Genomic DNA, 6,170 nt, shown 5'->3' with positions numbered 1-6,170 from the left:
GACCCCGCCTCGCGACGGCAGCCCTTGCGTTTCACTAACCCTTCACCTCCATCAGGTTGGGTGGAAGACTTTCACTTCCGAGCTATTGAGCATGCCCGGCACACAACGAAGCCGCGGGCGCGGCATTTGAGGGTAGGTAGTAACGGCCGCCTCCTGTCTGAGAGGATTGAGGTTTTTCAGAGCCCAACCTTTCAGACAGGAGGTTTTCCGATGGCCGAGATGAGCCCTCTTCGCCGCCGCATGATCGAGGACATGACGGTCCGCAATCTGTCGCCGGCGACGCAACGATCCTACCTTGCCGCGGTATCGAAGTTCAGCCGGTATTTCGGTCGGTCTCGGCCTGGAGGATGTCCGCACCTTTCAGGTTCATCTGGTGGCGATCGGGATGTCCTGGCCGGCGCTGAACCAGATCGTCTGTGCGCCGCGCTTTTTCTACGGTGTGACGCTCGGCCATGACGCCATTCCGGAGCGCATCGCCTATGCGCGCGAGCCGCGCAAGCTGCCGGTCGTGCTCAGCGCCGACGAGGTCGTGCGCTTCCTGGAGGCGATCCCAAGCCTCAAAAGCCGCAACGCGCTGACGACGGTCTATGCCGCCGGACTGCGCGTGTCGGAGGTGGTTCTGCTGAAGATCACCGACATCGACAGCCAGCGGATGGTGATCCGGGTCGAGCAAGGCAAGGGCGGCAAGGACCGTTACGTCATGCTCTCTCCGCAGCTGTTGAGGATTCTGCGCAGCTACTGGCGGTTCGCCCGGCCGCAGCGCTGGCTGTTTCCCGGCCGTGACGAGGACCGGCCGCTTGCTCCCACCGTATTGCACGCTGCTTGCCGTTCAGCCCGCCCGGCGGCCGGCCTGAGCAAACAGGTGATGGTCCACACGCTGCGACACAGCTTCGCGACGCATCTGCTGGAGAACGGGGCCGACGTGCGCATCATCCAGGTGCTGCTCGGAACGGCGACATACTGCCCACGAACACCTGGTTGAAGGGCTGATCTACTACCGATTTCATCCCCGATTCGGCGAGACCGCGCTGATCAGTCGGCAGCTCGAGTACCGGGGTGTCGAACTCGTAGTCGTCTTGCAGCCGGACCGCTCGCTCGCTTGCATTCCGGCGTGGATGACACGGGAGGCTGCTGCTCAATACGTGCTCTGTGAGAAGCCCCGTTTCTCCGTTGATATCTTGCGATCCCTGCGCGCAGCAGCCGATGCGCTCCTAGGCTCTCTCCAGTCCGAATCAAAGATGGAGGAAGCCGATAATGCCGCGCCAATCCAAAAGCCTCCAACCGAGCCTGTTCGAGGACGAGGCGCCCCGCGTCATTTTGGCGGCCGCACCGATGGGCGATCTGGCCGCTCTGGTGGAAGCCCTGCTGCGCGAGATCGCGACCGCCCTGGCAAACGTGGAGAGCAGCGATGAGCAAGATCACGACTGAGCATCTTGCGCGCGGCGCCTATGTTTACATCCGACAGTCGACGGCCGATCAGCTGACGCATAATCATGAGAGCCGACGCCGGCAATATGGTCTCGTGGATCGGGCCCGTCAGCTCGGCTGGACCACGGTCGAGGTCATCGACGATGATCTTGGCCGTTCGGGCGGCGGCATCGCTCGGCCGGGCTTCGAGCGCTTGCTGGCTGCAATCTGCGAAGCCCGCGTTGGCGCGGTGCTCGCGATCGAGGTATCGCGACTGGCGCGCAACGGCCGCGACTGGCACACGTTGATCGAGTTCTGTGGATTAGTGGGAACGATCATCGTCGACGAGGACGGAATCTACGATCCTCGGCGCCCCAATGATCGGCTGTTGCTTGGGATGAAAGGCACGATGAGCGAGCTTGAGCTGTCGCTGTTTCGCCAGCGTTCGCAGGAAGCGTTGAAGCAGAAGGCGCGCCGCGGTGCGCTAGTCCTCGGTGTTGCTGCCGGCTATGTCAAAGTCGGGCGCGACCGGATCGAGAAGAATCCCGACCAGCGCGTCCGGGATGCACTGCAGCTCGTCTTCGCAAAGTTTACCGAGTTCCAGAGCGCACGTCAGGTCCACATCTGGCTTCGCGACGAAGGCATCGAGTTGCCCGTGAAGTCGCGCGCTGGCGAGGCGCGCGGTGTCGTCTGGAGGTTGCCGGCCTACAATATCGTGCACAACATTCTGACCAATCCGATTTATGCTGGCGCCTATGCCTTCGGGCGCACGACGAGCAAGGTGAGCGTCGAGCAGGGGCGCAAGCGCGTGAGGCGTGGCGTGCATCGACCGATGGGCGAATGGGATGTACTGATCAAGGATCATCATGAGGCCTACATCACCTGGGAGGAGTTCGAGAGGAACCAGCGCGTGATCGCCAACAACGCCACCGGCAAAGGCAGCGCCACCGTCAAGGGAGCGGTTCGGCGCGGAGAGCTGTTGCTGCCAGGACTCCTGCGCTGTGGTCATTGCGGCCGCAAACTGCATGTGTCCTACAGCGGCAAGCTCGGACGCTACAGCTGCTACGGCGCTCGCACAAATCACGGCACGGCGCGCTGCATCTCGATCAGCGGCTTAAGCATCGATGCTGCCGTTGGCACGGAGGTGCTGCGTATCCTGAAGCCGCTCGGCACTGATGCCGCCGTCAAGGCGATCGAGACCCAGACGAGCGAGACATCGGCTGCGCAAAGGCAGCTTGAGCTGTCGCTTCAACAGGCGCGCTACGAGGCCGCGCATGCCCGGCGGCAATACGACGCAGTCGATCCCGCCAATCGCTTAGTGGCCGGCGAGCTGGAGCGCCGCTGGAATGAGGCATTGCAGGCCGTGCACCAAATAGAAGGCGAGATCGCTGCCATTGTCGCGGCCAAGCCTCCACCGCTGGGCGAAAGGGAGCGACAGCAACTCATGCAGATCGGCGCCGACCTCGAGCTGGCCTGGTCGCATCCAGGCGCCACAGCCGCTACGCGCAAGCGGATATTGCGCACGGCGCTCAACGAGATCGTGGTGCGCAAGGAAGGCGCAGTTATCAACATGGTTCTTCACTGGCAGGGTGGCGATCACACTGCCCTACAGGTCAAGCTGAGATTGAATGCTGCCGGCCGGCCCCATTGGCCGCTGCGTGAAGATACGATTGCGCTGGTGTGCGAGCTGGCGCGTTTGATGCCGGATCGGCAGATCGCACGCCTCCTCAATCGTTCAGGCAAGCCGACCGGGTATGGCAACGGATGGACGGAGCAGCGCGTGCGCGGCTTCCGCAAACACCACGACATTGAGGTTTACCGGGATGGCGAATGGGCTGAGCGTGGCGAGATCACGCTCGATGCGGCCGCACAGATCATCGGCGTCGCCAAGATGACGGCACTGCGTATGATTCGAACAGGCGATCTCAATGGGCGGCAGGCCTGCAAGGGTGCGCCCTGGGTCATCAAGGCGGAGGATGTGGCCGCATTCGGTGCCCGGAAGCGATCAACAGGTCCGGTAACATCAAATCCCACGCAGCAGACCTTTGAGTTTCAGTGAGATACGAGGATGCGTATTATTACTCATGACTGCTCGGCCACGCCAGCCTGGCCAGCACGGCGCGCCACATCCAGGTCGCCACCAAGACCATCAGCAACACGCCAAGTCCGCTTGACCGGCTCCGTCTGGAGGTCGTGCCGCCCGGCTGAGCGGGCATCATGACTCCGGTTCTGGAGGTGGCGGATGTCTTCCGCCGGCACGGCGAAGCGTTTCGGCAGGCCCGCGCCGGGCATCTCGGCCGCGTCGAGCGGCGCGTCATGGGCGCCATCACGGCGTGCCGGACGGCGGCGCTCGGCGGTCACATCGAGCAGTGCGACGATTGCGGCACCACGCGCATCGCCTACAACTCCTGCCTTATGGGCAAAGCCGGTAATGGGGAGCTGGCAATCGCGATCACCGTATTTTCCTGTGTATTGCCGCTCTCGAGCTCTCCATTACAAGTCGCCCGTGCGGCCCCGTTGGGTCGGCCACTGATGGCCGGTCACATACGGAGACGGACATGTTGGAGACGTACTTCTCGGCAGCGAAGATGCTGGGGCATCTGCGCAGTGGGCCGAGCGGGCCTTACCTTGACGGGTTTGCAGCGGCGCTGGAGCAGCAGGGCTATGGCCCCGAGACAGCGGTACGCTATTTGCGAGCGGCGGCTCACATCGGCCATGTCATGGCCGAGCAAGGCGCGGGCCTGACGGACGTTGATCTCGCCGCGTTCGGCGAGCACCTGCGCACTTGCCGGTGTCCACGCGCCAAAGGCGGCCGGCGCAACCACCACACCATCTACGGTGCCAGGCTCTTTCGTCGGCACCTCGTCGAGCTCGGCCTTTGCCGGTCCGCGGCCGTGGGGGCAGCACCCGCCGAGCCGCAGCTGCTGGTCGCGGACTTCAAGACGTGGCTGCGCAAGCATCGCGGCGCATCCGATGCCACCGTCAGGCTCTACGCCCGCGACGCCGCGGGCCTGATGATGGAGCTTCGATCTGACCCGGCCGGCTGGAGGCCGAACGATGTCCGCAGTTACTTCCTGGAGCGGGCGAGCAATAGCGGGAGTGGCACGATCGAGAAGATGACGACGAGCCTGCGGGCTTTCCTGCGGTATCTCGCAGTCGCAGGCCGTTGTCAGGCAGGTCTCGACGGCGCCGTTCCGGCCTACGCTCATTGGCAGCTTGCCGACATGCCCCGGTATCTATCGACCGAGCAGGTCGACCGGCTGATCGCTGCCTGTGACGGCGATGCCGGTGCGCGCCGGCGTGATCGTGCGATCGTACTTTTGTTGGTGCGCCTCGGCCTGCGGGCCGGTGACGTGGCGCAACTGCGTCTCACCGATATCGAGTGGCAAACGGGATCGCTGCGGGTCTGCGGCAAGTCGCGCTACGAGGTCCGGCTGCCGCTACCGCAAGACGTCGGGGATGCGATCGCCGCCTACCTCGAATGCCGGCCGTCTACTCGCCGGAACGATGTCTTGTTCCTGCGCACGATCGCGCCGTTCCGGCCATTCCGACGAGGCGACGGCATCTCGTCGGTGGTGAAGCGTATCATGAAGCGGGCCGACATCGTGCCGCCGGTCAAAGGGGCCCACGCTCTGCGGCACACCGCGGCGACCGAGATGCTGCGCCACGGCGTGCCGCTCGACAAGATCGGCCTCGTCCTTCGGCATCGCGGCATCGACACGACGGCCTATTACGCAAAGGCCGACGTCGTGCTGCTGAAGCAGGTTGCTCAGCCCTGGCCGGAGGCGCTCTGATGCTCGACGCCATCGAGACCTATCTCGCGCTCCGCCGCACCACGGGCTTCGCGATGTCGACCGCGGAGTACCTGCTGAAGAGCTTTGCCGCCTTCGCGGCCGAGCGTGGACAAACGTACGTCGAGACAAAAACAGCGATCGACTGGGCCGCGCTCGGACCATCCGTCGCGCAACGCGATGCAGGGCTAAGAGCCGTCTGTCGCTTCGTACGCCATGTCCGGGTGGAGGACGTCGGGCACGAGCTGCCGCCGGCAAATCACTTCGGCGCCCGTAAGAAGCGTCGCACGCCGCACATCTACACGACAGACGAGATCAGTCGGCTGGTCGAAGCTGCGCTCCGGCTTCGGCCAATGCGCGGCTTGCGCCCGCACACGCAAGCGACCTTGATCGCGCTGCTCTCATCCACCGGGCTCAGGATCTCCGAAGCCCTGAAGCTGACGATCGCGGACGTGACCCGCGACGTCTGCTGATCCGCGAGACCAAGTTCCGCAAGACGCGACTGGTGCCGCTGCACGACACGGCGGCCGCCGGCTTGCAGCGATACCTGGCACGTCGCGGGCCCGGCTCAGACGATGATCCGGTGTTCATCGACAAGCGCAATCGGCCGCTACGCTACATTGCCGTCAAGGAGACCTTCGACAGGCTGGTCGACAAGGCTGGCATCAGATCGACGTCGGCTCGCCGTCCTCGCCTGCACGATCTGCGGCACACGTTTGCGGTGCGCGCGCTGCAAGGCAGCCCTACCGGCCGAGGCCGGTGCGGGGCACACATGGCGGCACTCGCGACCTACATGGGTCACGTCAACATCTACGCGACCTACTGGTACCTCGAGGCCACGCCCGACCTCTTGCGCGATGTCGCCACGGCCGGCGAAGCGTTTATGTCCGAAGGGAGGTCATCATGACGCCGATCGCTCCCCTCATCGAGACGTTCCTGCGCGACACACTCGCTTGCCAGCGGGGCGAGCCG

General features: G+C 64.3%; 5 protein-coding genes and 2 pseudogenes. All 7 read left to right on the top strand.

Going from position 1 to position 6,170, the window contains the following annotated elements:
• Positions 1-210: 210 nt before the first annotated feature.
• A pseudogene (locus GWE18_RS39720) lies at positions 211-949 on the top strand (tyrosine-type recombinase/integrase); the annotation flags it as partial.
• Positions 950-1,254: 305 nt separating this feature from the next.
• A complete protein-coding gene (locus tag GWE18_RS39715) occupies positions 1,255-1,428 on the top strand; it encodes a hypothetical protein (protein ID WP_275190971.1) in 174 nt (57 codons plus the stop codon).
• Complete coding sequence (locus tag GWE18_RS39710) at positions 1,409-3,466, top strand: recombinase family protein (RefSeq protein WP_275190970.1); 2,058 nt, start codon at positions 1,409-1,411, stop codon at positions 3,464-3,466. The genes GWE18_RS39715 and GWE18_RS39710 overlap by 20 nt, the downstream gene beginning before the upstream one ends.
• A gap of 158 nt (positions 3,467-3,624) precedes the next feature.
• Positions 3,625-3,819: pseudogene (locus tag GWE18_RS39705) on the top strand (transposase zinc-binding domain-containing protein); the annotation flags it as partial.
• A gap of 146 nt (positions 3,820-3,965) precedes the next feature.
• Positions 3,966-5,201, top strand: a complete 1,236-nt coding sequence (locus tag GWE18_RS39700; RefSeq protein WP_275190968.1) for a tyrosine-type recombinase/integrase — start codon at positions 3,966-3,968, stop codon at positions 5,199-5,201.
• The gene (locus tag GWE18_RS39695) at positions 5,201-5,671 is read left to right on the top strand and encodes an integrase (protein WP_275190967.1); all 471 of its coding nucleotides are present in this window, start codon (positions 5,201-5,203) and stop codon (positions 5,669-5,671) included. The genes GWE18_RS39700 and GWE18_RS39695 overlap by 1 nt, the downstream gene beginning before the upstream one ends.
• Positions 5,602-6,105: a tyrosine-type recombinase/integrase gene (locus GWE18_RS39690; protein WP_342804339.1), complete on the top strand. Its 504-nt coding sequence runs from the start codon at positions 5,602-5,604 to the stop codon at positions 6,103-6,105. The genes GWE18_RS39695 and GWE18_RS39690 overlap by 70 nt, the downstream gene beginning before the upstream one ends.
• The last annotated feature ends 65 nt before the right edge of the window (positions 6,106-6,170 follow it).

Origin of the sequence: Bradyrhizobium sp. CSA112 (assembly GCF_029051645.1) — a bacterium.
Lineage (GTDB): Bacteria > Pseudomonadota > Alphaproteobacteria > Rhizobiales > Xanthobacteraceae > Bradyrhizobium.
Note: the sequence above shows the minus strand (reverse complement) of the source record. Positions and strands in the feature narration are given on the sequence as shown.